The 26,118-nt window shown below is 61.4% G+C and carries 19 protein-coding genes; 7 read left to right on the top strand and 12 right to left on the bottom strand.

Annotated elements, in window-relative coordinates; genetic code table 11:
• Positions 1–3: 3 nt before the first annotated feature.
• Positions 4–924 (bottom strand): cation diffusion facilitator family transporter, encoded by a 921-nt coding sequence (locus tag AGR1_RS08605; protein ID WP_137409995.1) that lies wholly within the window; start codon positions 922–924, stop codon positions 4–6.
• A 181-nt stretch (positions 925–1,105) separates the two neighbouring features.
• Here AGR1_RS08605 and AGR1_RS08610 point away from each other — a divergent pair, with 181 nt between their 5' ends.
• Complete coding sequence (locus AGR1_RS08610) at positions 1,106–1,894, top strand: SDR family oxidoreductase (RefSeq protein WP_080791066.1); 789 nt, start codon at positions 1,106–1,108, stop codon at positions 1,892–1,894.
• Positions 1,895–1,916: 22 nt separating this feature from the next.
• Here the strand turns inward: AGR1_RS08610 and AGR1_RS08615 are convergent, their stop codons facing one another.
• Positions 1,917–2,894 (bottom strand): sensor domain-containing diguanylate cyclase, encoded by a 978-nt coding sequence (locus tag AGR1_RS08615; protein ID WP_187772088.1) that lies wholly within the window; start codon positions 2,892–2,894, stop codon positions 1,917–1,919.
• Positions 2,895–3,199: 305 nt separating this feature from the next.
• Here AGR1_RS08615 and AGR1_RS08620 point away from each other — a divergent pair, with 305 nt between their 5' ends.
• The 3 genes from AGR1_RS08620 (at position 3,200) to AGR1_RS08635 (ending at position 5,785) form a co-directional block, all read left to right on the top strand.
• Positions 3,200–4,498 (top strand): Hsp70 family protein, encoded by a 1,299-nt coding sequence (locus AGR1_RS08620; protein ID WP_080793091.1) that lies wholly within the window; start codon positions 3,200–3,202, stop codon positions 4,496–4,498.
• 43 nt (positions 4,499–4,541) lie between these two features.
• A complete protein-coding gene (locus AGR1_RS08625) occupies positions 4,542–5,441 on the top strand; it encodes a uracil-DNA glycosylase (protein ID WP_149146698.1) in 900 nt (299 codons plus the stop codon).
• Positions 5,442–5,593: 152 nt separating this feature from the next.
• Complete coding sequence (locus AGR1_RS08635) at positions 5,594–5,785, top strand: hypothetical protein (RefSeq protein WP_003509784.1); 192 nt, start codon at positions 5,594–5,596, stop codon at positions 5,783–5,785.
• A 198-nt stretch (positions 5,786–5,983) separates the two neighbouring features.
• Here the strand turns inward: AGR1_RS08635 and AGR1_RS08640 are convergent, their stop codons facing one another.
• Positions 5,984–6,919: a DMT family transporter gene (locus AGR1_RS08640; protein ID WP_080791068.1), complete on the bottom strand. Its 936-nt coding sequence runs from the start codon at positions 6,917–6,919 to the stop codon at positions 5,984–5,986.
• Positions 6,920–7,358: 439 nt separating this feature from the next.
• Between AGR1_RS08640 and pepN the strand changes: the two genes are divergently transcribed.
• Together pepN and AGR1_RS08650 are read left to right on the top strand one after the other, a co-directional pair.
• Positions 7,359–10,007 carry an aminopeptidase N gene (pepN, locus tag AGR1_RS08645; protein WP_080791069.1) on the top strand — a complete coding sequence of 883 codons (2,649 nt, stop codon included), beginning with the start codon at positions 7,359–7,361 and terminating at the stop codon, positions 10,005–10,007.
• 268 nt (positions 10,008–10,275) lie between these two features.
• Positions 10,276–12,612, top strand: a complete 2,337-nt coding sequence (locus AGR1_RS08650) for a PAS domain-containing sensor histidine kinase (RefSeq protein WP_149146699.1) — start codon at positions 10,276–10,278, stop codon at positions 12,610–12,612.
• A gap of 197 nt (positions 12,613–12,809) precedes the next feature.
• On the opposite strand, the gene AGR1_RS08660 is transcribed toward AGR1_RS08650, so the two are convergent.
• Entirely contained in the window at positions 12,810–15,779 is a 2,970-nt protein-coding gene (locus AGR1_RS08660) for a bifunctional [glutamine synthetase] adenylyltransferase/[glutamine synthetase]-adenylyl-L-tyrosine phosphorylase (RefSeq protein ID WP_149146700.1), read from the bottom strand.
• Positions 15,780–16,067: 288 nt separating this feature from the next.
• Here AGR1_RS08660 and AGR1_RS08665 point away from each other — a divergent pair, with 288 nt between their 5' ends.
• Entirely contained in the window at positions 16,068–16,931 is an 864-nt protein-coding gene (locus tag AGR1_RS08665; protein WP_170985463.1) for a MipA/OmpV family protein, read from the top strand.
• A 131-nt stretch (positions 16,932–17,062) separates the two neighbouring features.
• Here the strand turns inward: AGR1_RS08665 and AGR1_RS08670 are convergent, their stop codons facing one another.
• The 8 genes from AGR1_RS08670 to ccmI all read right to left on the bottom strand — a co-directional run bounded on the left by AGR1_RS08670 (position 17,063) and on the right by ccmI (position 26,095).
• A complete protein-coding gene (locus tag AGR1_RS08670; protein ID WP_149146701.1) occupies positions 17,063–17,488 on the bottom strand; it encodes a DCC1-like thiol-disulfide oxidoreductase family protein in 426 nt (141 codons plus the stop codon).
• A gap of 173 nt (positions 17,489–17,661) precedes the next feature.
• Entirely contained in the window at positions 17,662–19,071 is a 1,410-nt protein-coding gene (locus AGR1_RS08675) for an ATP-binding protein (protein WP_080791073.1), read from the bottom strand.
• Between the two features lie 9 nt (positions 19,072–19,080).
• The gene (locus AGR1_RS08680; protein ID WP_080791074.1) at positions 19,081–19,839 is read right to left on the bottom strand and encodes a response regulator transcription factor; all 759 of its coding nucleotides are present in this window, start codon (positions 19,837–19,839) and stop codon (positions 19,081–19,083) included.
• A gap of 302 nt (positions 19,840–20,141) precedes the next feature.
• The gene (locus tag AGR1_RS08685) at positions 20,142–21,695 is read right to left on the bottom strand and encodes a Do family serine endopeptidase (RefSeq protein WP_137409988.1); all 1,554 of its coding nucleotides are present in this window, start codon (positions 21,693–21,695) and stop codon (positions 20,142–20,144) included.
• Between the two features lie 152 nt (positions 21,696–21,847).
• Positions 21,848–22,312: a cytochrome c-type biogenesis protein CcmH gene (locus AGR1_RS08690; protein WP_187772174.1), complete on the bottom strand. Its 465-nt coding sequence runs from the start codon at positions 22,310–22,312 to the stop codon at positions 21,848–21,850.
• 122 nt (positions 22,313–22,434) lie between these two features.
• Entirely contained in the window at positions 22,435–24,426 is a 1,992-nt protein-coding gene (locus tag AGR1_RS08695) for a heme lyase CcmF/NrfE family subunit (RefSeq protein ID WP_149146703.1), read from the bottom strand.
• Positions 24,423–24,935 (bottom strand): cytochrome c maturation protein CcmE, encoded by a 513-nt coding sequence (gene ccmE, locus AGR1_RS08700; protein WP_080791078.1) that lies wholly within the window; start codon positions 24,933–24,935, stop codon positions 24,423–24,425. Before ccmE ends, AGR1_RS08695 begins: the two co-directional genes overlap by 4 nt.
• On the bottom strand, positions 24,932–26,095 hold the full coding sequence (ccmI, locus tag AGR1_RS08705) for a c-type cytochrome biogenesis protein CcmI (RefSeq protein WP_162927398.1): 1,164 nt from the start codon (positions 26,093–26,095) through the stop codon (positions 24,932–24,934). The genes ccmE and ccmI overlap by 4 nt, the downstream gene beginning before the upstream one ends.
• Positions 26,096–26,118: the final 23 nt, after the last annotated feature.

Consider the following 26,118-nt stretch of genomic DNA (forward strand, 5'->3'; position numbering starts at 1 on the left):
GACTCAAACCGCCCACTCTTCATCCGTCGTGAACACGATCGTCAGCCAGCGGTCGCTCCCCTCGCCGCCCAGCGCATCGCCGATCTCGTCGCGGATCGCGTCCCATTCCTCCAGACGCCGTGGCGGCCAGTTTTTCGGCACGATGAAAAAGAGTTCGATCTGACGGCCGCGGCCGACGCGGGCGACATAGGAATAGTGGGAGGAGAAACCGAATTTCCCCACCGTCTCGGCCGCCACCCGGTCCACATGCTGCTTGAATTCCAGCGGAGTCACCAGAAGAATGTCCGCCAGCGCCTGTCTCACATTGCCGAGCGGCATGGGGATGATGACGAGGCAGACCAGCGCCAGCACGGCCGGATCGATATAAGGCGAAAGCCATGCCTGCGCCGTTCCCGTGAGCCCGTAACCTACGGCGAAGGCGACGAAGAGCGCCGCGCTCAGAAGCGCGCTCATCAACCAGCTTTTGGCGTCCAGCGCCACGAAGGCAGATTTCAGCCGGCGGTTCTGCCGTTTGACGAACCATGCCATGGTAAGCGAGACGGTGAAGCTGACGAAGGTGACAACGATGGCGTAGTCGAACTCGATAGATCTGCCGCCATCCATCAGGCTGTCGACAGCGTTGATGAGGGCGTAGATCGCGGCCCCCATCAGAAGCGTGCCGTTAAGCCCGAGCACCATCGGCTCCAGATGCCAGAAGCCCATGGTGAAACGCTCCGCCAGCCGGCCGCCGGGCTTGGGCGCGGCGGAAGCGGCGATCAGCCGCGCGACAAGCAGCGCCAACACCGTCATGAAAGCATCCGTCAGCGCATAGACACCATCGAAAACCACGGCGAAGGAACCGGAGAACAGACCTGCGCCGATGCCGAAGAGCGCCAGGAGAACCGTGACGGCAATGGAGAATTTGAGCAGGGACTGTTCTGTCATGACGTATATTTTACCTTCAAAATCCGACGCCGACTTCATAGAGGCTTTTCGCTTTCTTCGAATCGCAAAAAATCTCTAACTCTTTGTTTTGTCGCATTTCCGCACGGAAACCCGGGCTCCACTTTTCCTTGAAATGCTCTATAAACAGCACATTGAGCACTCACAAGACAGGACAAAACCCATGGATCTCGGCATTTCCGGCAAACGCGCCCTCGTTCTCGCCTCCTCTCGCGGCCTTGGGCTGGGCATTGCCACCGCGTTGGCGAAAGAAGGCGCGCATGTCCTTCTCGTCGGCAGAAGCGGCGAGAAGCTGGAAGCGAATTGCAAGGCGATCAATGCGCTCGGCAAGGGTAAGGCTGACTGGGTCTGGGGCGATCTGGCCGAGGATAATTTCGTCGAGGCAATGGTTCAGGCCGTCCGGGAAAAGCTCGGCGGCATCGATATTCTCGTCAACAATACCGGCGGCCCGACGCCGGGCCTCGCGCAGGAAATGACCGTCGACAAGCTGGATACCTTCTTCCAGTCGATGGTGCTGCGCGTCATCACGCTTACCAATGCGCTTCTGCCGCAGATGAAGGAGCAGGGTTTCGGCCGCATTCTGACCGTCGCTTCCTCCGGCGTGTTCGAGCCGATCGCCAATCTGGCCCTGTCCAATACGCTGCGCGGCGCGCTTGTCGGCTGGAGCAAGACGCTGTCCTCGGAAGTGGCCTCCTTCGGCGTCACCTCCAACCTGCTGCTGCCCGGCCGTATCCATACCGACCGCATCGATGAACTCGATGGCGCCAACGCCAAGCGTCTTGGCAAAAGCGTCGAAGAAATCCGCGAGGCTTCCGTCAAGAGCATTCCCGCCGGCCGTCTCGGCACGGTCGAGGAATTTGCCGCCGCCGGCGCTTTCCTCTGCTCGGTACCGGCGAGCTACATCACCGGCACGATGCTCAGGGTGGATGGCGGCGCGGCGAAGTCGAATTGAATCCGAATGGGCGCGAAACCCGTCAAGGGGCCGCTCCGTAAATCACGTAGCGGTTCCGGCCGGTATTCTTGGCCTCGTAGAGGGCGGTGTCGGCGCGGCGCAGGACATCGCTCGTGCTTTCGCCCGGATTTGCATAGGCAATGCCCGCCGAGCAGCTGTATCGGAAACCGGGCATGTCTGCGAGCGGTGAGGCCTGCGCCAGTGATGACAGCACCCCCTGCATGAGCGCCTCAACGCCCAAAACGCGCGAACCGGCGAGCATCAGCAGGAACTCCTCACCGCCGATCCGCCCCACGAGATCGTCGCGGGCGACCGCAGCGGAAAGTCGGGCGGCGAAGTCTTTGAGAACCAGATCGCCGCAGGCATGGCCAAAGCGGTCGTTCACCGACTTGAAGTGGTCTATGTCCATGATGATGACGGCAAGGGCCTCGGCCTTGTTGGGGCCAAGCCTGTGATTGAGAATATCCATGACGTAGCGGCGGTTGCCGAGGCCGGTCAACTCGTCGCTCAGGGCGAATTTCAGCGCCCTGTCCCGCTCCTGGCGAAGATCGCGCAGCTCAACACCGAGTTCGGAAATATCGGTGACGACGCAAAGCATCCAGCCGCCCGGCAGCGTCGTCTCGGTCGTCAGCATCCAGCGTCCGTCATTGAGGCTGGTTTCAATGGTGCGGAAGGGCAGCTTGCCGCGCCTCGTTCCAGCCGAGCGCAGCCATAATTCGAAATCGGCGGTCTCGATGGCCGTGCCGGTGGAGTTGCGGTAACCGATGCGCATCAGATCGGCCCATGTCGGAAATTCGTCCGGCCCGATGCCGAGCGCCATGCGGAACGCCGTGTTGGCAAAACGCAGTTCATCTTCGCCGTCGAAAAGGGCATAACCCTGCTGGGACGCCGCCATCAGGCCCATGAGATGGCGGATGAAGCTCTCCGCATCGCCGCGAACGCGGGCGTTTCGCGCCGGCGACACGTCTTCGAGGGTGCAAGGGGCCGGCTTTCGGGACATCAGGGCTCCGCGTCTGCAAACGCAACAAATACAACAATAAATCTGCTCTTTAACGCTATAGTTCAGCCTTATACTCGCTTTATGCGAAAAAATATTTAATGCGGGCGGCCGGACGGCCTTTCACCCATGGCGATTACTTCATGCAAATTTCACAATAAACCCGGGTGCAGATGCTTGCCATTCCGTCAGCCCTGTGCAATCAACCGCCCTCCTCTGACATCGGGGCGCCAAAGGCGTCCCTTATTTTCACGCCGGGCCGTCTTTCAGGCCGGGCGGGTGTTTCTATCGACAACAAGGATATGGCGATGACGCAAAAGCGGGCTCTCGGCCTCGATTTCGGCACGACCAACACGGTCATGGCTCTTTCCGACACGGGCGGCGCCAGCCGTTCCATGCGCTTCACCAGCAGTGCGGGCACGGATGACAGCATGCGCACGGCGCTCTCCTTCATGAAGGATGCCGGCCTTGGTGCGGCCGCCCTGCATGTGGAAGCCGGCCATGCCGCCATCCGGCAATTCATCGACAATGCCGGCGATTGCCGCTTCCTGCAGTCGATCAAAACGTTTGCGGCGTCGCCGCTGTTTCAGGGCACGCTGATCTTCGCCAAGCGCCAGAGCTTCGAAGACCTGATGGACGTGTTCCTGCGCAAGCTGAAGACCTATGCGGGCGAGGAATGGCCGGGAGACGTCTCCACTGTCATCGCCGGCCGGCCGGTGCGTTTCGCCGGCAGCAACCCGGACGAGACGCTGGCGCTCGCCCGTTACAACGAGGCGCTCACCCGGGCCGGCTTCCCGGAAATCCACTATGTCTATGAGCCCGTGGCGGCCGCCTATTATTTCGCGCAAAGCCTGAAGAAGGACGCGAATGTGCTGGTTGCGGATTTTGGCGGCGGCACGACGGACTATTCGCTGATCCGTTTCGAAACCCATGCAGGCAAGCTTTCCGCCACCCCCATCGGTCATTCCGGCGTTGGCGTGGCGGGCGATCATTTCGACTTCCGCATGATCGACAATCTGGTCTCGCCCGAGATCGGCAAGGGCAGCAAGTTCAAAAGCTTCGACAAGGTGCTGGACGTGCCCTCCGGCTATTACGTGAATTTCGGCCGCTGGAACCAGCTGTCGATCTTCAAGACCTCGAAGGAATTCACCGACCTCAAATCGCTGGTACGCTCGGCGCTCGAGCCGGAAAAGCTGGAAATGTTCATCGATCTCGTCGAGCATGACGAGGGTTATCCGCTCTATCAGGCGATTTCCGCCACCAAGATGGCGCTCTCTTCGGCCGAAGAAGCGGAGTTCAACTTCTCGCCGCTCGGCAAGGCCGGACGCAAGATGGTGAAGCGCAGCGATTTCAACAGCTGGATCGCCGAAGACCTCGCCAAGATAGAAGAAGCGCTCGACGAGGTTCTGGAAAAGACGCAGGTTGCGCCTGATGCGATCGACAAGGTGTTCCTGACTGGCGGCACCTCCTTCGTTCCGGCGGTGCGCGAGCTATTCACCCGCCGTTTCGACGCCGACCGCATCGAAAGCGGCGGCGAGCTGCTTTCGATTGCCCATGGTCTGGCCATGATTGGCGAAAGCGGCGATATTCAGCGCTGGACAGTGTGATTTGCGGGTTCCCCGGGCGGGGAACATGGGGTAATTTCCGCCCATGATCGCCGCTCACGACCTCTCCCCGGCCGAACTCGCCGCCCTCCTGCATTTCCATGCGGATGCGGGCGTGGACTGGCTGCTGGAAGAGACGCCGGTCGATCGTTTTGCCGAATTTGCCGCCGCCCGCCCGGCCCGATCAGCGCCTGCGCAGGGGGTGTCCGAGGCATCACGCCAGATGGAAAGGCCGGCGGAACGCCGTGCCGATGCGCCTCAGCGGCAGGCGGCGACGCGCAGCGCCCAGGCACGCGGCGCACCGGCAGCCCCCGCCATTCAGCAGAATGTCGCCATGCCGGACGAGCAGGCCGTGGCGGCGGCGCGTTTTGCGGCGGAAAGCGCAAGATCGCTTGCCGAGTTGAAAACCGCGCTCGACGGTTTCAGCGGCTGCAATCTCAAGAACAGCGCGCGCAATACGATTTTCACCGAGGGTGACCCCGCCTCCGCCATCATGGTCATCGGCCCGATGCCGGATGCCGATGACGACCGCGAAGGTGTGCCCTTCGCCGGCAAGACCGGGCTGTTACTAGACCGCATGCTGGCGGCCATCGGGCTTGAGCGCAGCGCCATCATGCTCGGCAATGTCGTTCCCTGGCGGCCGCCGGGCAACCGCCCGCCGACTCAGGCCGAGATGGATATCTGCCGCCCCTTCATCGAGCGTCAGGTCGCCCTTGCCGAGCCGAAACACCTGTTGCTTCTCGGCAACTTCACCGCACGTTTCTTCTTTGGCGGCGCCGGCACGATCCATACGCTGCGCGGACAGTGGCGCGATGTCGCAGCCGGGCACCTGATTCTGCCGGCTCTCGCCAGCCTGCACCCGCAGGAACTGCTGAATGCGCCAGCCAGCAAGTCATTGGCATGGCAGGATTTATTGGCTTTTCAGGCAAAGATTGCCGAAGGCTGATTGCCTCATTCATGTTCAATGTAAATGAATTATGAAAAAAGCCATGCGCATTACGCATAACAGCGGCGCATTTGGTCCGCTTGCTGAATCCATGCTGCGCTGCGATATAGAGATCATGTCTTGGGAGGAATTCGGTTAAAGGAACCAAGGCAATGACCACTCGCTTCCGTCCGGTACATTCCGGCTTTGAAACGCTCCGCCTGGCGGGCCTCGGCCCTCGCTCCAGTCAGGGCTACCACCGTTTCGGCGCCGCCGCAAACGAACAGATGACCGCACGCGCTGCCATGCAGCAGGTCCGGGTGACGCGTCCTTCGGCAGTCTTTGCGGATTTCCGCGAGCGCTAAGAAGCACTTTCAGGCCAGTTTAGTGCTGGTCCATAGATATGATTGCGCGCTGGCGTCTTTCTTCGGGAAGGCGCCTTTTGCTTTTGTGGGTGTGTGATTGAGGGCGGTGAGGTGAAGGGCACGCCACCAGAGGATGACGGTGAGAAAAATTTCGCTTCGTCATAAAGGCCGACTCAGCACACAGTCGGAGACACGACATCATCCCTGCGGCGTCGAGGCTTTGCGCGCCGCCCGCCTCGCCAATCCCAGCTGATGCTCGCGGAAAATGATGAAGATGCCAGCGAGGATCACGATGGCCGTACCGATCAGCATCGTCGCCGTTGGTATATCTCCGAACAAAATGTAGGAGACCGCAATGCCGAAGATGATGGAGCTGTATTCGAAGGGCGCGATGACCGAGACTTCGGCGTGTCGATAACTCTCCGTCAGGAAGATTTGCGCAACGCCGCCGCAAATGCCGCTGGTGATCAGCAGCATGGCCTGCGTCATGCTCAGCGCGCTCCAGCCCAAGGGCACGCTAACAAGCGACAGCAGGGTGGCGGTAAGCGAGAAATAGAGCACGATGGTCGGCGTTTTCTCCGTTTCGACCAGCTGTCGCACCTGGATCATGGCGAGCCCGCCCAGCGCCGCACCGCATAATACGGCAATAGCCCCCAGCCCCTCGCCCGCAGCTAGGCCACCTTCGCTTAGAAGAGTCATCTTCGGCCACAGGATGACAAGCACGCCCATCATGCCGACGAAGACCGCGCTCCAGCGATAGATGCGCACCTTCTCGCGCAAGATGACGGCGGCAAAAACGACGGCAAGAAGCGGTGAGGCATAACCGATGGCGATGGATTCCGGCAGCGGAAGCATGGTCAATCCATAGAAGCTGCAGACCATCGCTAGGATGCCGAGAAAACCGCGCTTGAAATGGCCGAGAAGATTGTTGGTGTGCAGCGCGCTTGCCAGCGCATGCAGCCAGGCGAGGTAAACGACGATCGGAATGATCGCGAAAGCAGAACGAAAGAAGGTGATCTGGCCGGCCGGCACATCACCTGCCGCCTTGATACAGGTCTGCATGACCAGAAAAAAGCCAACCGAAATCAGCTTCATGCTGATCCCGCGGAAGGGATTCATCGGTTCGGCGTTCATTGGCAGTTACTCATATCGGCTGCACAGACACGCCATCGGGAGGTTTTCACTTGGGGGAGACGACGCAGGGGAAGTGGATGCACCAAGGCTAGAGCATTCTTCCCAGGATTTACAGCAAAAAACGTTATTCACACATGAATTCCGTTGATCTGGCGAAGCTTCGTACTCCCGACCGCACGGATGGTCGCAAACCAAAAGCGACGCGCGCTAAAATTTGAAGAAAATAAAATATAATTTCAGCAATCGTTCAACATTTGCTGCCATGGTCCGCAAGTCCGGCGGCGGGAGGATCGTCTGCATGGCCGGCAAAGCCTTCCATGGCGGGACAGAACGTCCCCCGATGCGCACATGAACGTGACCAATACTCTACCTATTTTACATCCGGGCCTTATGACGACATGATGCCGGGAAGACCACGCCAAGTTATTCAGGGATAGTCATGCGAACAGACACGGGCCAGATCGTTCACCTGGCAGATTACCGCCCCACCGATTTCGTTCTGGAGCGGGTGGATCTCACCTTCGAACTCGACCCCAAGAATACCAAGGTCGAAGCCCGTTTGATCTTTCACCGGCGCGAAGGTGCTGAGCGGCAGGCGCCGCTGGTTCTCGATGGCGACGAGCTGACGCTTTCCAGCCTGTTGCTCGACCAGATGGAGCTTCCAGCCGGTCAATATGATGCAACGCCGGAGAGCCTGACCATCCGCGACCTGCCGCCGGAGGCGCCCTTCGAAATCTGCGTCACCAATTACATCAACCCGCAGGTCAACACCCAGCTGATGGGGCTTTACCGCACCAACGGCGTTTATTGCACCCAATGCGAGGCGGAAGGTTTCCGCCGCATCACTTATTTCCCTGACCGGCCGGATGTTCTGGCGCCCTATACGGTGACGATCATTGCGGCAAAGGAAGGCAACCCGCTGCTCTTGTCGAACGGCAATTTCCTTGGCGGCGGCAATTACGATGAAGGCCGTCACTTTGCGGCATGGTTCGATCCGCATCCCAAGCCCAGCTATCTGTTTGCCCTCGTCGCCGGCGATCTCGGCGTGGTGGAAGACACCTTCACCACCATGTCCGGCCGCGAAGTGGCGCTCAAGATTTACGTCGAGCACGGCAAGGAGCCGCGCGCGGCCTATGCCATGGACGCGCTGAAGCGTTCGATGACATGGGACGAAGAGCGCTTCGGCCGCGAATACGACCTCGATATCTTCATGATCGTCGCCGTATCCGATTTCAACATGGGCGCGATGGAGAACAAGGGTCTCAACGTCTTCAACGACAAATTCGTGCTGGCCGATCCGGAAACCGCCTCCGATGCGGATTACGCCAATATCGAGCGCATCATCGCGCATGAATATTTCCACAACTGGACGGGCAACCGCATCACCTGCCGCGACTGGTTCCAGCTCTGCCTGAAGGAAGGCCTGACGGTCTATCGCGATCAGGAATTTTCCGCAGACATGCGCTCGCGTCCCGTCAAGCGTATCGCCGATGTACGTCACCTGAAATCGGAGCAGTTTCCCGAGGATTCCGGCCCGCTGGCGCATCCGCCGCGCCCGGATACCTATCGCGAAATCAACAATTTCTACACGACGACCGTTTATGAAAAGGGCGCCGAAGTCACCCGCATGATCGCCACGATCCTCGGCGCGGACGACTTCAAGAAGGGCATGGACCTCTATTTCGAGCGCCATGACGGTGAGGCCGCCACGGTGGAGGATTTCGTCAAGAGCTTTACTGACGCCAGCGGCCGCGATCTCTCGCAGTTTTCGCTGTGGTACACGGAAGCAGGAACGCCGCTCGTCTCCGTCTCATCGGCTTATGATGCAGGCAGCTCCACATTCAAGCTTACTCTGGAGCAGACGACCGCGCCGACGCCCGGCCAATCGATGAAGCAGCCGCGCCATATTCCGCTGTCGCTGGCGCTGATCCTCGACAACGGCCAGATCGCCGAGCCGCAGTCCGTCGAAGGCGGCGAGTATCGCGACGGCGTGCTGCACCTGACGGAACGCAACCAGACCTTCTCCTTTTCCGGTATTTCCTCGCGTCCGGTGCTGTCGATCAACCGCAGCTTCTCGGCGCCGATCAATCTGGATTTCGAGCAGAATGCCGCCGATCTGGTGCAGATCGCCCGGCATGAAACCGACATGTTCGCCCGCTTCCAGGCGCTGACCGATCTTGCCCTGCCGGCGCTGATTGCCGCCACCAGGGCCGTGCAGAACGGCAAGGACATTCAAACGGATGCGGAGCTGACCGCAACGCTCATCGAAATCATCGGCAATGACGCACTTGAGCCCGCCTTCCGGGCGCAGGCGCTGGCCTTGCCGAGCGAAACGGATATCGCCCGTGAAATGGGCGGAGACAACGATCCGGACGCCATCCACAAGGCGCGCAACGCCACCATCAAGGCGATTGCGACAGCCGGGCTCGAAACGCTGCGGCGGCTTGCCGACAGCACGGCTGACGACGAATCCTACAGCCCGGATGCGTCGAGTGCGGGACGTCGTTCCTTGCGCAACGGTGCGCTGACCTTCCTCGCTTTTGCCGAGGAAACGCCGGACCGCGCGGCGAAGGCCTTTACTGAGGCCACCAACATGACCGATCTCGCCCATGCGCTCAGTGTCCTGACGCAGCGTTTCCCGGAGAGCACGGAAACAGGAGAAGCGCTCGCCGCCTTCGAAAAGCGCTTTGCCGACAATGCGCTGGTGCTCGACAAGTGGTTCTCGCTGCAGGCCGCCATTCCCGGCGACGGCGCACTTGACCGGATCAGGGCGCTGATGAAATCGAAACATTTCATCGCCACCAATCCGAACCGGGTACGCTCGCTTGTCGGAACGCTCGCCTTCGCCAACCCCACCGGCTTCCACCGTATCGATGGCGCCGCCTACCGCTTTCTCGCCGAGCAGATCATCGCCATCGACAAGCGCAATCCGCAGCTTGCCGCCCGCATTCTCACCTCCATGCGCTCCTGGCGGTCTTTGGAGGCAAGCCGCGCCGAACACGCCAAGGCGGCGCTTTCGACGATCGCCGACGCCAAGGGCCTGTCGACGGATGTGAGCGACATCGTCGGGCGTATCCTTCAGGGCTGATTTCCCTCGCTTTTCCGGCAGTTCGAAACGGACTGCCGGCGTGCTCTGCATCGCTCATTCCTGTGCTTGTCAAAGGAATGAGGAAACGTGGGTATAACGACACCAGAAGTCCTTGCATCCTGTACTGTCCCGAAAAAATACGGAGTCGGTTCAAGGGGTTAAAATTCTTTTAACTTTTGCCTCTGGACAGGGCGAATCGCATTTGATTCATTAGGGATATTCGAGCGGCGGCGCTTCGAATCAGTGGGGATATCTAAAAGGCGGGACAATGACGAACGTGCGGCGGGCGACTGCGGGCGATGAGCGGCCGTATGCCAAATTTTCGGATCTGGCGGCCTGGGGCGAAAGGCTTTCCAGCGACCTGATGGGTTTGATGAATGGCGCCGACCGACCGCCGGCGCAGGTCGAGACCCTGCTGAAGCGCCTGATCCCCATTCTCATCCTCGCCTTCCTCGTCGTCGTTGCCGCCTCGCGCATGATGGGCATCGTTGCCGAATATAGTCGCATGGAAGAAGCCGCCCGCCATTCCACGGCGCTGACAGCGCTGACAGCCAAGGCGGCCCTTCTCAACAATGATACGATCTTCACCGCACAGGATCGCACCCGCGCCGAGGCGAAGCTTGTCGCCGCTTTGCCATCGGGCAGCCTTGCCGATGGCACCATGGTGCTGCTCTCTGGCAGTAATGGCCGCATCTTCGCAGGCGCCGGTAAGGATGCCTTGCTTTACGTCGGCACCTCGCTGCCCGCCCTGCTTCCCGAGATTGCCATCGTGCAGCGTTTCCCCGGCGCACCCGGCACCATCGAGACCAATATTGACGGCCAGCAGCATTATGCGACGATGATCGCCTTCGGCGACGATGGCGCGATGGTGATCGCGGCCCGCTCGTTGCAACCGATCCGTTCCTTCTGGCGCAGCGAAATCGCCATGAACGTGACGCTGTTCGCCGGCATCTCCTCCATCCTGCTTGTCGTGCTCTACGCCTATTACATGCAGGTGAAGCGCGCCCGGGATGCGGACGACATCTTCGCCGAATCCAACCTGCGGGTGGAAACGGCGCTGTCGCGCGGCCGCTGCGGCCTTTGGGATTTCGATCTTGCCAGCCGGCGAATGTTCTGGTCGGGCTCACTCTACGAAATTCTCGGGCGGCCGCCGAAGGCCGCACCGCTCTCCTTCTCCGACGCTGCCCGCATGATGCATTCCGAAGACGGCAATCTTTATGAGCTTGCCCGCGCCGTCGGCTGCGGCAACCTGCGCCAGATCGATCAGATTTTCCGCATGCACCACGCCAAGGGCCATTATGTCTGGCTGCGCGCCCGCGCCCAGGTCATCCGCACCAATAATGGCCCGCGCGTCATCGGCATCGCCATGGACGTCACCGAGCAGCATCGCCTTGCGCAACGCTACGCCGAAGCCGACCAGCGCCTTGCAGACGCCATCGAATCCACCTCGGAAGCCTTCGTGCTGTGGGACAAGAACGATCGCCTCGTGATGTGCAACACCCACTACCAGAAAGCCTATGGCCTGCCGGACAGCGTACTTGTGGCCGGCACGGAAAAAAGCACTGTCCATGCTGCGGCCGCCCGGCCTGTCGTGGAACGACGCGTCGCCGATGCGGACCAGTCCGGGCTGTCACGCACCACGGAAGTGCAGCTTGCCGATGACCGCTGGCTGCAGATCAACGAACGCCGCACCCGCGATGGCGGCCTCGTCTCTGTCGGCACCGATATCACCCTTCTCAAACGCCATCAGGAACGGCTGCGCGATTCCGAGCGCCGGCTGATGGCGACCATCGGCGATCTCTCCGCCTCTCAGCACAAGCTGGAGCGGCAGAAGACGGAACTTTCGGACGCCAACGCCAATTACCTCGCCGAAAAAGAGCGCGCCCAGGCCGCCAATCGGGCGAAGTCGGAATTCCTCGCCAATATGAGCCATGAGCTGCGCACACCGCTCAACGCCATCCTCGGCTTTTCCGAAATCCTGCTGAACGAGATGTTCGGGCCGGTCGGCTCGCCGAAATATTCCGAATATGCCCGCGATATTCACGATAGCGGCAAACACCTGCTCAACGTCATCAACGACATTCTCGACATGTCGAAGATCGAGGCGGGCCATATGCGTATCAACCGCGAGGCCATCGATCTCGCGCCGCTGATCGACGAAACGCTGCGTCTCACCGCCATCCAGGCCGAGCAGAAGAACATCACCGTGCAGCAGAAGGTCTGCGCTGGGCTGACCATGCAGGGCGACCGCCGCGCCATGAAGCAGATCATGCTTAACCTGCTCTCCAACGCCGTGAAATTCACCGGCGAGGGCGGCCGCATTGCGCTACGCACCCATGTGCATGAGGCCGCGATGATCCTCACCATCGCAGATACCGGTATCGGCATTCCCGCCCAGGCGCTCAACAAGATCGGCCAGCCTTTCGAACAGGTGCAGAGCCAATATGCCAAGAGCCAGGGTGGCTCGGGGCTTGGGCTTGCGATTTCCCGCTCGCTTGTGAAGCTGCATGGCGGGACGATGAAAATCCGCTCGTGTGAGGGTCGGGGCACCGTGGTGACGATCATCATCCCGCATGCGGCGGGGCGGTGCGGGATGGTGCATTGAGGCGTGATGTTGGCGGGTGTGGTTTACCCCCCTCTGCCCTGCCGGGCATCTCCCCCACAAGGAGGGAGATCGGTCAGAAGAAAACCCTCGCTCACTCGCAACGTTGGAGATGGCCGAGAGGCCGCCGCATATCGATCTCCCCACCTGTGGGGGAGATGCCCGGCAGGGCAGAGGGGGGGAAGCCTCACCCACCCACATCAACCACTATTCTTCACCGTCGCCACAAACGCCTTCCGCACCGTCTTCGCCAGCCGCTTCACCTCACCCTCCAGCGTCGGAATATCCGGGCAATCCCCCGCCCGGCAAACGAGATCGGTGAGGCCCGCCGGCGCCTCCTTCGGGTTGAAGGCGCCGTCGATGCATAGCCGCACGATCTGGGAAATCTCGGTATAAAGCGCCATCGCCGCCATACAGTCATCGAAAGCCTGCGGCTCCATCACCGGGGCAGCGAGCGCCTGAAGCGCCTCTGCCGTGTTGCGCCCCGGTTCATGCGCGGCAAGTCCCTTCACCGGCCCCACCAGCGCCAGATATTGCGCGATGAATTCGAGGTCGATCAGGCCGCCATTGATGAGCTTGAAGTCCCAGTTGTTTTCCGGCGGTTTTTCCTGCTCGATGAGGCTGCGCATTTCCAGCACATCGGCCGAGACCTTGGCCACATCACGCTTTTGCGAAAGGATGGAGGCGATGATGCGGCGCGCGTCCTCCATCAGCGAGGCATCGCCACAGATGAGCCGCGCGCGCGACAGCGCCATATGCTCCCAGGTCCAGGCCTCCTCGCGCTGGTACTTTTCGAAAGCGGAAATGCGGGTCGCCACCGGCCCCTTGTTGCCGGAGGGACGAAGCCGCATGTCCACCTCGTAAAGCACGCCCTCCGCCGTCGGTGCGGAAAGCGCGGCAATCAGCCTTTGCGTGACGCGGGTGAAATAACGCACCACATCGAGCGGCTTCGCGCCGGTCGATTCATGGGCGGCATCGTCATAATCGTAGAGCAGGATGAGATCGACATCCGAACCGGCCGTCAGCTCGAAGGAGCCGAGCTTGCCCATACCCATGACAGCGACACGGCCGCCGGGATAGGACCCATGCGCCGCTTCCATCTCCGAAAGAACCGCATTCAACGCCGCCTCGATGACAAGATCGGCAAGATGGGTGAACGCGCGGGCGGCGACTTCACCGCGGATTGCGCCGGTCAGCAGCCGAACCCCGATCAGGAAGCGCTGTTCGGCGGCGAAAATGCGCAGCCGGTCGAGAATATCCTCGTAATGGCGGGCATTGGATAGAAAGTTGTCCATGCGGTGGGCGAGATAATCGCGGGTCGGGACGTCGCTCATCAGAGCCGGGTCCAGCATGCCGTCGAAGACATGCGGGCGGGCGGCGATGATTTCGGCAAGACGGGGAGCCGAAGACATGATCGTTACCAAGAGCGACAGGAGCGCCGGGTTGTTGCCGAGCAGCGAGAAAAGCTGGATGCCCGCCGGCAGGCCGGAGAGGAAATTATCGAAGCGCAGCAGCGCGTCATCAGCCCGCTTGCTTTCGCCGAAGGCGCGCAGCAGGTCCGGCGTCAGTTCCGTCAGCCGCTCGCGTGCCTCGACCGATTGCGTCGCACGGTAGCGGCCATTATGCCATGTGCGGATGACGCGGGAAATATCCTCCGGCCGTTGAAAGCCGAGCGTGGAAAGTGTCTTCAGCGTGTCGGGATCGTCCTTCTGGCCGGTGAAGACCAGATTACCCGCCTCGCCTGACAGTTTCACCTCCTGCTCGAACAGCGCCGAATAACGCCGCTCCACCAGCCGCAGCACGTCTTCCAGCTTCTCCGAGAAGGCCCTGGTGTCATCGAAGCCGAGCATGAAGGCGATGCGCTTCAATTCGGTTTCAGTGTCTGGCAACACATGGGTCTGCTCGTCGCGCACCATCTGGATGCGGTGTTCCACCTCGCGCAGGAACCAATAGGCTTCCGTCAGGCTGTCGCGGGTTTCTGCATCGATCCATTTCGCCTCGGTCAGCGCGGCCAGCGCCTCTTCGGTTGCACGCACGCGCAGCGGTGGCATACGGCCGCCGGCGATCAGCTGCTGCGTCTGGGCGAAGAACTCGATCTCGCGGATGCCGCCGCGCCCGAGCTTGACGTTATGCCCCTTCACCGCAATGGCGCCATGGCCCTTATGGGCGTGGATCTGCCGCTTGATGGAGTGGATATCGGCAATCGCCGCATAATCGAGATATTTGCGGAAGATGAAGGGCGTCAGCTCGCGCAGGAAATTCTCCCCCGCCTTGATATCGCCGGCGACCGGCCGCGCCTTGATATAGGCCGCCCGTTCCCAGTTCTGGCCCCTGCCCTCGTAATAGAGCAGCGCCGCCTCCACGGGGATGGCGAGCGGTGTCGAGCCGGGGTCGGGCCGCAGCCGCAGATCGGTGCGGAAGACGTAACCATCGGCCGTGCGCTCCTGCATGATCCGCACGAGGCGGCGCATCATGCGGCCGAAATTCTCCGTCGCATCATAGGGATCGTCCATGATGCCGGCGGAGGGTTCGAAGAACACCACGGCGTCAATATCGGAGGAATAGTTCAGTTCGCGCGCGCCGAGCTTGCCCATGCCGAGCACGATCAGGCCCGACCCGTCGCTGGGGGCTGCGACATTCTTCAGCTTCAGCTTGCCGCTCTCATGGGCTGCCAGCAACAGGTGATCGATGGCGGCGGAAAGCGATGCATCCGCCATGTCGCTCAGCCAGCGTGTCGTATCGCGCGCGGTGAAGATGCGGGCGAGATCGGCAAGCGCTGCGATGAAAGAGAGCCGCCGCTTGGCGACCCTCAGCCGCGACATCACCTCGTTTTCGCTCGGCGCCCCACCTTCTTCGCCCGGCTTCCAGCAATCGCGCGCATCACGGACAAGCTCGGTCAGCAGCGGCTCGAGCGGTTTCGACATCGCCAGCGACAAAAGCCCCTCATCCGCCGACGCCATATCACGCAGATAGGGGGACAGCGTAAAAGCCGTGGCGATAAATTCCTTCAGCGGGCTTTCTCCGGCGAGCAGCGCGGCGACCGCCGGTTCGCTTTTGCCGATATCCTTCAGCGTCGAAAGAACGGATTTCAGTTCCGTCTGCGTATAGGGGCGGATCACGCCCGGCAGAACCTCGCTCAGCCGCCTTTGGGCGGTTTCCCGTTGCGTCACTGTGTCTCTCCCTCTTCCGGTCATCCTCTCGCCGCTCCCGACATGCGCGGCTTTCAGGACTGGATGCACCGCACCCGAAACGTCCCTGCCGCCGCACCTCTTAGAATCCTCCCGGCGCGCACATCTGGCGTTTTAACAAATGCAGGCCGCTTTGCGATCACAAAACCGCCGATGGTGATGTTTTCCAAAGCGCCGTACCCCGTAATGTCTCCGCAATTGTGCCCGCGTAGCGTCAGCCTCAACGAAACCCGACTCCCCAGTTTTCCAACGCTCGATGCTGCAACGGATATGATCATGAAACAGATTTTTACAGTGAAATTGCAAAAGAACCTGCGCGCGGTGGCCCTTTGCCTGACAACGCTGCCCATGGTGCAAGCCGTCTGCACCCCCGTTTTTGCCGCCGACATCGGCAAATCGGACCGGGTGGCCGATCCACAGGGCAATTTCGACAATGCCCGCTACAGCAGCTCCAGCGACTGGAAGATCACGCTCGGTGTCGGTGCCGCCTACGCCCCGAAATATGAGGGTTCGGACAAGCTGAAAGCAGGCGCCGTACCGTTGGTTTCCATCGCCTATGGAGATACGCTGAGTATCGATTTCAGCGGCGTCACCGTCAACCTGCTGAACCACAACGGCTTCAGGCTGGGTGTGAAGGGCGGCTGGGAAGCCGGGCGCAAGGAAAAGGACGACAGAAAAAACCTGCGGGGAATGGGCGATATCAAGGCGGCCGGTGTGGTCGGCGGCGTTATCGCCTATGGCGTGGACCCGTTCGAAATCTACGCCAAGCTGGACAAGACCATTGACGGCAGCGAAGGTCTGACCGCGACCATCGGCGCCAGCGTCTCACATAAAATGGATCAATTCATCCTGGGCGCAGACCTCTCCGCCACCTGGGCGGACGACAAGCACATGAAATCCTATTTCGGCGTCACCTCGGCCCAGTCCGCCCGCTCGGGTCTGCGCCGCTTCGACGCGAAATCGGGCTTCAAGCGCGTCGACGCCAGCGCTTCCGTCACTTACCTTGTGACCGAGAACTGGTCGATCACCGGCACAGGCGGCGTCGGCTTCCTGCTGGGCGACGCCAAGGACAGTCCCCTGTCGAAGAAGGATATTCAGCCGTTCGCGATGGTGGGCGTCGCTTATACGTTCTGAACAGCGGGCAGGAGGAATGCACGGCGACGGATGCCTGCCGCTCGGCAGTCCCCAATGAGGAAAGGCGTGCCTGTCCTCACGTCTCCTCACCCGGTGAAGCGCCGCAAGGCGTTTCACCGGGGCCGCCATGCTTAGAGTATCCTGTCCCGGTATTCCGGCGGCGCCACCCAGCACTCTTCGCGTTTTCCGAACCAGCGGTAGCGATTGCGGGCGACAAAGCGATAAACGGGATCGCGCAGCAATGCGGGAACGATGCGTAATATGGTGATCAGCCGCCAGGGCATGCCCAGCGCTTCATATATGCTCAGCACCGCATCGCTGTCCTGCCGCACCCTGCCGCCCACCACGACCAGCATGCTGACGGGATCTTTCGGATTCATGCCGCAACGCCGGTAGATTTCCGCGCCGATCTCGCCCTGCATGGACGCCAGGCGGAAATATCCGGCCCTGTCATGCCGCAGCACGAATTGCGCATTTAAGGCGCACAGCACACATTCCGCATCGAACAGAATGATCGGGCCATGCCCGTCGTCGGTCAAGGGAACCGTAGCTGCCACCCGTCACACATCCTCTCGTCCATCGCACGCGATTTCCGAACTGAGCCATTGCAGTCAAATCAATCGGACTATTCTTCAGATGACCTTGCAATACAACCTTGAAAAACAGTCATTTTCCGCATGTGGAAACCTCGCGGACAAACCCGGGTGAACCGCATCCTCCGCCGGGATGCCTAAACCTTCGAGACGGGAAACACCATCGAAACGGTCAGCCCCGGGCAGGCCGCATTCGCGGCGTCCGTGTCCGACAGCTTCAGCGATCCGCCATGCAGTTCCATCACGGCCTCCACCAGCGACAGGCCGAGCCCGGTCCCGGGTTTCGAGCGGCTTTCATCCAGCCTGACGAAGCGTTTCAGCACCTCGCCGCGTTTGTCGGCGGGAATGCCGGGGCCGTTATCGGCGACGGAGAGCACAATGGCCTCCTGCTCTCTTGCCAGACGCACGACGAGTTTTTTATCACCTTCGCCTTCGCAGGCATATTTCATGGCGTTGTCGATGAGGTTGGAGAGCGCCTGGCCGATCAGTTCGCGGTTACCCTTGACGGCAAGGCCCTGCTCGATTTCGGTTTCCAGAGCCAGCCCTGCATCCTCAGCCACCGGCTCGTAGAGTTCGGCGCTGTCTTCGGCAATCGCCGAGACGTCCACATCGGTCATTTCGGCGGCGATCGAACCGGCCTCGACGCGGGAGATCATCAGCAGCGCATTGAAGGTGCGGATAAGCTGGTCGGATTCAGCGATGATGCCTTCAAGCGCTGCGCGCCGTTTCGTCTCGTCATCGTCGTCAAGCGCTGCGGCCGCCTTGTTGCGCAGCCGCGTCAGCGGCGTCTTCAGGTCGTGGGCGATATTGTCGGAGACCTGCCGCAGACCCTCATTCAGCTTTTCGATGCGGCCGAGCATGGCGTTGAGCGAGCCGGACAGGCGGTCGAATTCATCGCCGGAGCGGCCCTGCGGCAGGCGCTGCGAAAGGTCGCCCGCCATGATCTTCTTGGTCGCCGCCGACATGCGGTCGATACGTTTCAGCGCATTACGGCCGATACCGAACCAGATGAGCAGCGCGCCGCCGCCCATGATGGCGAGCGCCACCATCAGCGCGTTGCGCACCAGCGCCCGGAACTTGGTGGGTTCGCCGAGGTCGCGGCCGATCAGGATGCGCAGGCCGTTGTCCAGCATGAAGACATTGGCGGTGGCCAGGTGCTGCACGCTGTCGCCGCTTTCGGAGTAACGCTCGTAACGGAAAGGAAAACCGGTCCAGCCTTCCTTGTCGAAAACGCCCGGCTGCACCGAAGCGACGTTGCCGGCAAGGATTTCGCCGTTCGGACCGGCAATGATGTAGAGGCTCGCACCCGGCTGACGGGCGCGTCGCTCCATCATCCTCAGTAGCGGGTTGATGCCGCCACGATTATAGATGCGCTGCACATCCGAGACTTCCTGCAACACGGCATCGCGCGTCTGCTGGTTCAGCAACCGTTCGGAAAGGGCGGTGACATAGAAGACCAGGAAGGCGGCGCAGAGTGCGAACAGCAGAATATAGAGCGCCGAAAGGCGCACCGCCGTCGATCTGAACAATATTCTGAGGCGGGCCATTTTCGGCAATCAGCCCTCGTCCTTCATCATGTAGCCCGCGCCGCGAATGGTCTTCAAGAGCGGCTTCTCAAAGTCCTTCTCGATCTTCGAGCGCAGGCGGGATACATGCACGTCGATGACATTGGTCTGCGGATCGAAATGATAGTCCCAGACATTTTCCAGAAGCATGGTGCGGGTTACGACCTGACCGGCATTCTTCATCAGATATTCCAGCAGGCGGAATTCGCGCGGCTGCAGCAGGATTTCCTTGCCGCCCCGGCGGACATCATGGGACAGCCGGTCCAGCTCGAGATCACCCACCCGGTAGATCATGTCTTGCTCGGGCTTGCCCTTGCGGCGACCCAGCACCTCGATACGGGCGAGCAGTTCGGAAAAGGCATAGGGCTTCGGCAGATAATCATCACCGCCGGCGCGCAGGCCCGTCACGCGGTCATCCACCTGTCCCAGCGCGGAAAGGATCAGAACCGGCGTCTCGATGCCGCGGCGGCGCAGCTCGCTGATGACGGAAAGTCCGTCGCGGCGCGGCAACATGCGATCGATCACCATCACGTCGTAAGCGTTCTCGCAGCCCATGAACAGGCCGCTCTCACCGTCGCTCGCATGATCGGCGACGATCCCGGCTTCGCGGAACGCCTTGGTCATATAGGCCGCAGCCTCGAGGTCGTCTTCAATGACAAGAATCTTCATGTGCGGGACAATAGCGCCCTCGCCCTTTTCCGCACAACCGGAAACAGATGCGGGAGTAACTTCCTGAACTTTGTTTTCCATGAGGTTTCCTCCGAAGACTTGGCCTTGAAGCACCATCGCGCTTCAAGGCGGAACAATCGCCTATGGATCAGGCGGGCGCCGCTTGTTTCTTCTCCCCGCCGGGGAGAAGGTCGCGGCAGCGGGATGAGGGGGCAAGGCCAGAGATTTACCGGGAGGTTACCCCCTCATCCGACCCTTCGGGCCACCTTCTCCCCGGCGGGGAGAAGAAACGGGCCGCAACGCCCTGCCATACTCAACCGCCCCGTCTCAAGAGCGCAATGCGACGCCGGCTCCCGAAAGAACCGGCATCGCCTTTCCGCCTATCAACCCTGATCGATATCCAGCGCGATAAATCGGCTGCCGTCATTCGTCTGGATCTGGAACAGCGCCTTGGAACGACCGTCCTTCTTGGCCTGCTCGAGGATTTTCTCGATATCGGCGGCGGAAGCGACCTGCTGGTTGTTGACCGAGGTGATCTTCTCACCCGTCTTCAGACCACGGGCAGCGGCATCACTGTCGGGATCGACATCGGTAATGGCGAGGCCATTTCCGTCATCGGCGGGCGCAACCGTCAGTCCGAGGCTGGAGAGCACCTTCTCGCTGGAGGACTGGCCGCCCTTGTCGTCGTTCTGGCTCGGTGTCGACTTGGAGGCCTCGTCGCTGGCGAGATCGCCCAGCGTCACCGTGACGGACTGCGACTTGCCGTCGCGCCACAGCGAGATTTCCACCTTGCTGTTGGGCGCCATGCCGCCGATGCGGCGCGACAGGTCGCGGGCGTCCTTGACGGGATCGCCATTGACGGCGGTGATGATGTCACCCTGCTTGATACCGGCCTTGTCGCCCGGCGAGCCGGACTGCGGCGAAACGACAAGCGCGCCCTTTGCCTCGGACAGGCCGAGCGATTCGGCGATATCCTTGCTGACGGGCTGGATCTGCACGCCGAGCCAGCCGCGTTCGACCTTGCCGTCCTTCTGCAGGTCGGCGATCACGTCCTTGGCGACCGATGCCGGAATGGCGAAGGCGATGCCGACATTGCCGCCGGAAGGCGAGAAGATGGCGGTGTTGATGCCAACGACTTCGCCGTTGAGGTTGAAAGCCGGGCCGCCCGAGTTACCACGGTTCACGGCAGCGTCGATCTGCAGGTAATCGTCATAGGGGCCGGAGCCGATATCGCGGCCACGGGCCGAGATAATGCCGGATGTCACCGTGCCGCCGAGGCCGAAGGGGTTGCCGACGGCGACGACCCAGTCGCCGACGCGGATCTTGCTGTCATCGGCGAACTGCACATAGGTGAACTTGCGGTTCACATCGACCTTCAGCAGCGCCAGATCGGTGCGCGGATCGCGGCCAACGAGCTTGGCATCGAGTTCGGTGCCGTCATTCATCACGATCGTGTAGGCGGAACCGTCATCGACAACGTGGTTGTTGGTAACGATGTAACCGTCTTCGGAAATGAAGAAGCCGGAGCCTTGGGCGACGGGGCGTAGCGGACCCTTGCCGCCACGGTGGCGGTTCGGGCCACGGTCGGAGCGATCCTGGTTGGGGCCGCCGAATTCCTTGAAGAAGCGCTTCAGCGGGTGATCATCCGGCAGCTGGTCGAGGCCACGGCCGCCGAAGTTGAAGGAGAAGTTGCTGGAATCGTCGGAAGCCGGCTGCACATTCGACTGCACGCGAACAGAGACGACGGCGGGCGAGACGGCATCAACCACATTGGCGAAGCTCGGAACCTGCGGTGCGGTTACTTCGACAGGGGCGGCAAACGAGTGAAGGATCGGAGCGGCGATGCCGGTGGAAAGCATCAGCGCCGCAAGGCCGCCAACGGTCGTGGCCTTCAGGGCCGTCTTCAGCGAGGAATGGCCGTTTTGCGAATGAGACATGTTGTACCTTCTTTCTTCATTCAGACTGGAACCCGTGTGACCGGGGAAGCGGTGGATGATGAAGATATAGGAGGCAACACCTTACGGCGAAGTGTCTGATGAATGAAAAATCCGTAATGTTGAAAAAGAACCGGGAGGAAAAAGGAAACCGATTATTTTTCAATGAGATTACGAATTCGCTCTTCTTCGTCCGCGCTCAGTTTTTGTGGCTGTTCCTGAGTGGCGCGGCGACGCGAAAACACGAAGACGGCGAAAATCCCGGCAAGGGTGAGGCCGATGGGCGCGCCCCACAAAAGCACGGTTCGAAGGCTGAGGCGTGGTTTCAAGAGCACGAATTCGCCGTAACGCGACACGACATAATCGATGACGGCCTTGTCGCTGTCGCCCTCGACCAGCCGTTCGCGCACGAGGACGCGCAGGTCACGCGCCAGTTCCGCATTGCTGTCGTCGATGGACTGGTTTTGGCAGACCATGCAGCGGAGCTGAAACGTGAGGTTACGGGCGCGCTGCTCCAGCACGGGGTCTTTGAGGACTTCGTCGGGGTTGAAGGCGAAGGCCGGCCATGACGTAAACATGAGGACGAGAAGGAGCGTGAGCCCCGCCACAACCTCCCTCATTCCTGTGCTTGTCACAGGAATCCAGCCAGCCCAAGTCCTTGGGCTGAAAAGGCTCTCCCGCCGCGCAGACGCGCGTCGACTGGATTCCTGTGACAAGCACAGGAATGAGGAGAGTTCGCCACTCATTCCGCCGCCTCCGGCATTGCAGCCCGCACCGGCTTCGCCTTGCGGTTCGGCGCACCCACCCGCAACCGCCTGTCGGAGAGCGAGATAAAACCACCCGCCATCATGAACAGTGTGCCGCCCCAGATGCACAGGATGAAGGGTTTCCACCAGATGCGCACCACCATGCCGCCATCGGCCATGGGGTCGCCAAGCGAGACATAAAGCTGGCTGAGGCCGAAGGTCAGGATGCCGGCTTCCGTCGTCGGCATGCGCCGCGCGGTGTAAAGCCGCTTGGAGGACCAGACATCGGCCACTTCTACTCCCGCCCTGCGAACTGTGAAATGGCCGCGATCCTCGGTGAAATTCGGGCCGACGGCGTGGCGGACGCCATCGAAGGTCAGGCTGTAGCCGCCCGCTTCCGCCGCCATGCCCTGTTTCATTTCCAGCACCGTCTCGGTCTCGAAAGTGGTGACGATGACGATGCCGAGCACGGTGATGCCAAGCCCCATATGCGCCAGCGCCGTGCCGAAGGCCGAACGCGGCAGGCCCTTCAGGCGGCGAAAAGCAATACCGAAGGCGAGCTTGCCGAAATTGGCGCGATACCAGAGGTCGGCGAAAGCGCCGAAGATCAGCCAGAAACCGGCGGCGATGCCGAGGGCGGCCAGCACCGGACCGCCATTTTCGATATACCAGAGCGTCAGCCCCGCGAGAGCGGCAAGCGCCGCGGCCACATAAAGCCGCTGGAAGGCTCCGAGAAGATCGCCGCGCTTCCAGGCGAGCATCGGGCCAAAGGGTGTGACGATCAGGATCGGGATCATCAACAGGCCGAAGGTGAGGTTGAAGAAAGGCGCGCCGACCGAGATTTTTTCGCCTGTCAGCGTTTCAAGGATCAGCGGATAAAGCGTGCCGATCAGCACGGTGGCGGTTGAAACCGTGAGGATCAGGTTGTTGAGGACGAGCGAACCTTCCCGGGAGATCGGCGCAAACAGTCCGCCGGCTTTGAGCGACGGCGCGCGCCAGGCAAAGAGCGCGAAGGCGCCGCCGATGAAGATGGTCAGAATGCAGAGAATGAAGATGCCGCGGCTTGGATCGGTGGCGAAGGCGTGCACGGAGGTCAAAACGCCGGAGCGGACGAGGAAGGTGCCGAGCAGCGACAGCGAAAAGGTCATGATCGCCAGAAGCACGGTCCAGATTTTCAGCGCTTCTCGCTTTTCCATGACCAGCGCTGAATGTAAGAGCGCCGTTCCGGCAAGCCACGGCATGAAGGAGGCGTTTTCCACCGGATCCCAGAACCACCAGCCGCCCCAGCCGAGTTCATAATAGGCCCAGTAGGAGCCCATGGAGATGCCGGCGGTCAGGAAGGTCCATGCGGCGAGCGTCCACGGCCTTACCCAGCGCGCCCAGGCGGCATCGATGCGTCCTTCCAGCAATGCGGCAACGGCAAAGGAGAAGCAGACAGAAAAGCCGACATAACCGAGATAGAGCAACGGCGGATGAATGGCGAGGCCGAAATCCTGAAGGATGGGATTGAGGTCCTGCCCCTCGGCGGGCACCGGCTCCAGCCGCAGGAACGGATTGGAGGTGAGCAGGATGAACAGCAGGAAGGCGACCGAAATCCATGCCTGCACCGCAAGCACATTGGCTTTGAGCGTTTCCGGCAGGTTGCGGCCGAAGGCGGCGACGAGCGCGCTGAAAAACACCAGGATAAGCAGCCACAGCAGCATCGAGCCTTCGTGGTTTCCCCAAACGCCGGTCAACTTGTAGAGCAGCGGCATCAGCGAATGGGAGTTTTCCCAGACATTGCGCACGGAAAAATCAGAGACGGCATAGGCCCGCGTCAGCGCCGCGAAGGAAAAACCTACCAACAGGAACATCAGCACCGAGCCGAGCGAGGCGATATCCATCAGCGCCCGGTCGTTGCGGCGCGCGCCGATGACCGGCAGCGTCGAGACGATCAGCCCCACACCGAGCGCCAGAACCAGAACATAATGGCCGATCTCGTTGATCATCTGGTCGCTCCGGTCTTGTCGGAAGAAAGTGCGCTGCTCGACGGCGTTGCGGCGGAAGGCTCTTCGCCCTCTCCCGCATGTTGCCACAGGCCCTTGTCCTTCAGCCTGTCGGCCACTTCCTTCGGCATGTAATTCTCGTCGTGCTTGGCCAGCACGCTGTCGGCCACGAAACCGTGGGTCGCGGCATCGAACATGCCTTCGGTCACCACGCCCTGCCCTTCACGGAAAAGATCGGGCAGGATGCCGGTATAGCTGACCGGCACATTGGCCTCGCCATCCGTCACCGTGAAGCTGACCGTGCGGCCTTCGCCGCGCTTGATCGAGCCTTCCGCCACCAGCCCGCCGAGGCGGATGCGGGTGCCGGGGTTGACGGGCGTCTTCTCCAGATCGGCCGGCATGTAGAAATAGGCAATGGACTGACCGAAGGCGAACATGACCAGCAGCACGGCTGCAACGATGAAGCTCATGCCGCCGCCGATGATCGCCAGGCGTTTCTGTTTGCGGGTCATTGCGTCACTCCCTGCGGCGCGGCATCCTGCTGCCTGTTCATGCGGATCGGTCCGGCAGAAACGCCAAGTTCCTTCGCCAGCGCCAGAAGCTGCCTGCCCTCTTCGCCCTCCGGCGGGAAGGCCTTCAGCCCCGCCCGCAGTGCCTCTCCGGCCTTGGCCTCGTTCTTCAGCACGGAATAGGCACGGACAAGCCGCATCCAGCCTTCAAAATCGGCGGGGTTTTCCTTGAGCTTGGCGTCGAGACTCGACACCATGCCTTCGATCATCGCCTGCCGGTCAGAAGCCGTCATGTCGTTGGCCGCCGCCATATCCTGCGCCGTCGGGCCGGGTGCGACGGGGGTCGCCGCGCCGCCGGTGCGGGTGATATGCTCTTGAACCAGCGGCAGCCACGGCGCACCGGCGGGCGCATCCGCCGCCAGTGCGGTAAAGGCGGCGCGTGCTTCCTCGGCCTTGCCGGCCTGTTCCAGCGACAGCGCCAGATAGAAGCGGGCGCGCGGATTGCCGGGCTTCAGTTCTTCGGCCTCAGCAAAAGCCGTACGCGCGGCTTCAATGACGACACCGTCATTGCCGGCCACCAGCGTTTCGCCAAGGCCCGTCAGCCGTTCAGCACTCGGCCCCTGGATGCGCAGCGCATTGCGATAGGCAAGCTCGGCATCGCCAAGACGCTGCATCTTGAAATAGATCGGCGCCAGAATATCCCAGCCAGCGCCATCCTCAGGGTTCTGCGCCAGATGCCGTTCCGCGCGGGCCACCAGCATGTTCATATCGTTGCCGGGATTTTCAAGACGCGCCTCGAGCGGCATGTCCGGCACTTCCGGACTACCGTTCCAGATGTAAAGACAGAGCCCGAGCGCGGGCAGCAGAACCGTGATGAGGCTGGCGGCGAGATTGTGCCGGCGCGGCCGGGTTTCTTTGCCGGATTGCTCTTCCGCTTCGGCGGCGGCGAGAAGCCGGCGGCCGATTTCGGCGCGGGCATAATCCGCCTCGGTGTCGCCGATAAGGCCGGCGGCGCGTTCGCGGTCCAGTTCGGCCAGCTGGTCGCGATAAACGGCAACTTCACCGTCGCGGCGCGTCTGCGGCGCCTCGGTTTTCCGCATCAGCGGGTACATCAGGACGATGGCGACAGCCGCCGTCAATATCGCAACGACAATCCAGAACATAAGGCTCAATTACTCGAATGCGC

Origin of the sequence: Agrobacterium sp. B1(2019), assembly GCF_008274755.1 — a bacterium.
Lineage (GTDB): Bacteria > Pseudomonadota > Alphaproteobacteria > Rhizobiales > Rhizobiaceae > Agrobacterium > Agrobacterium salinitolerans.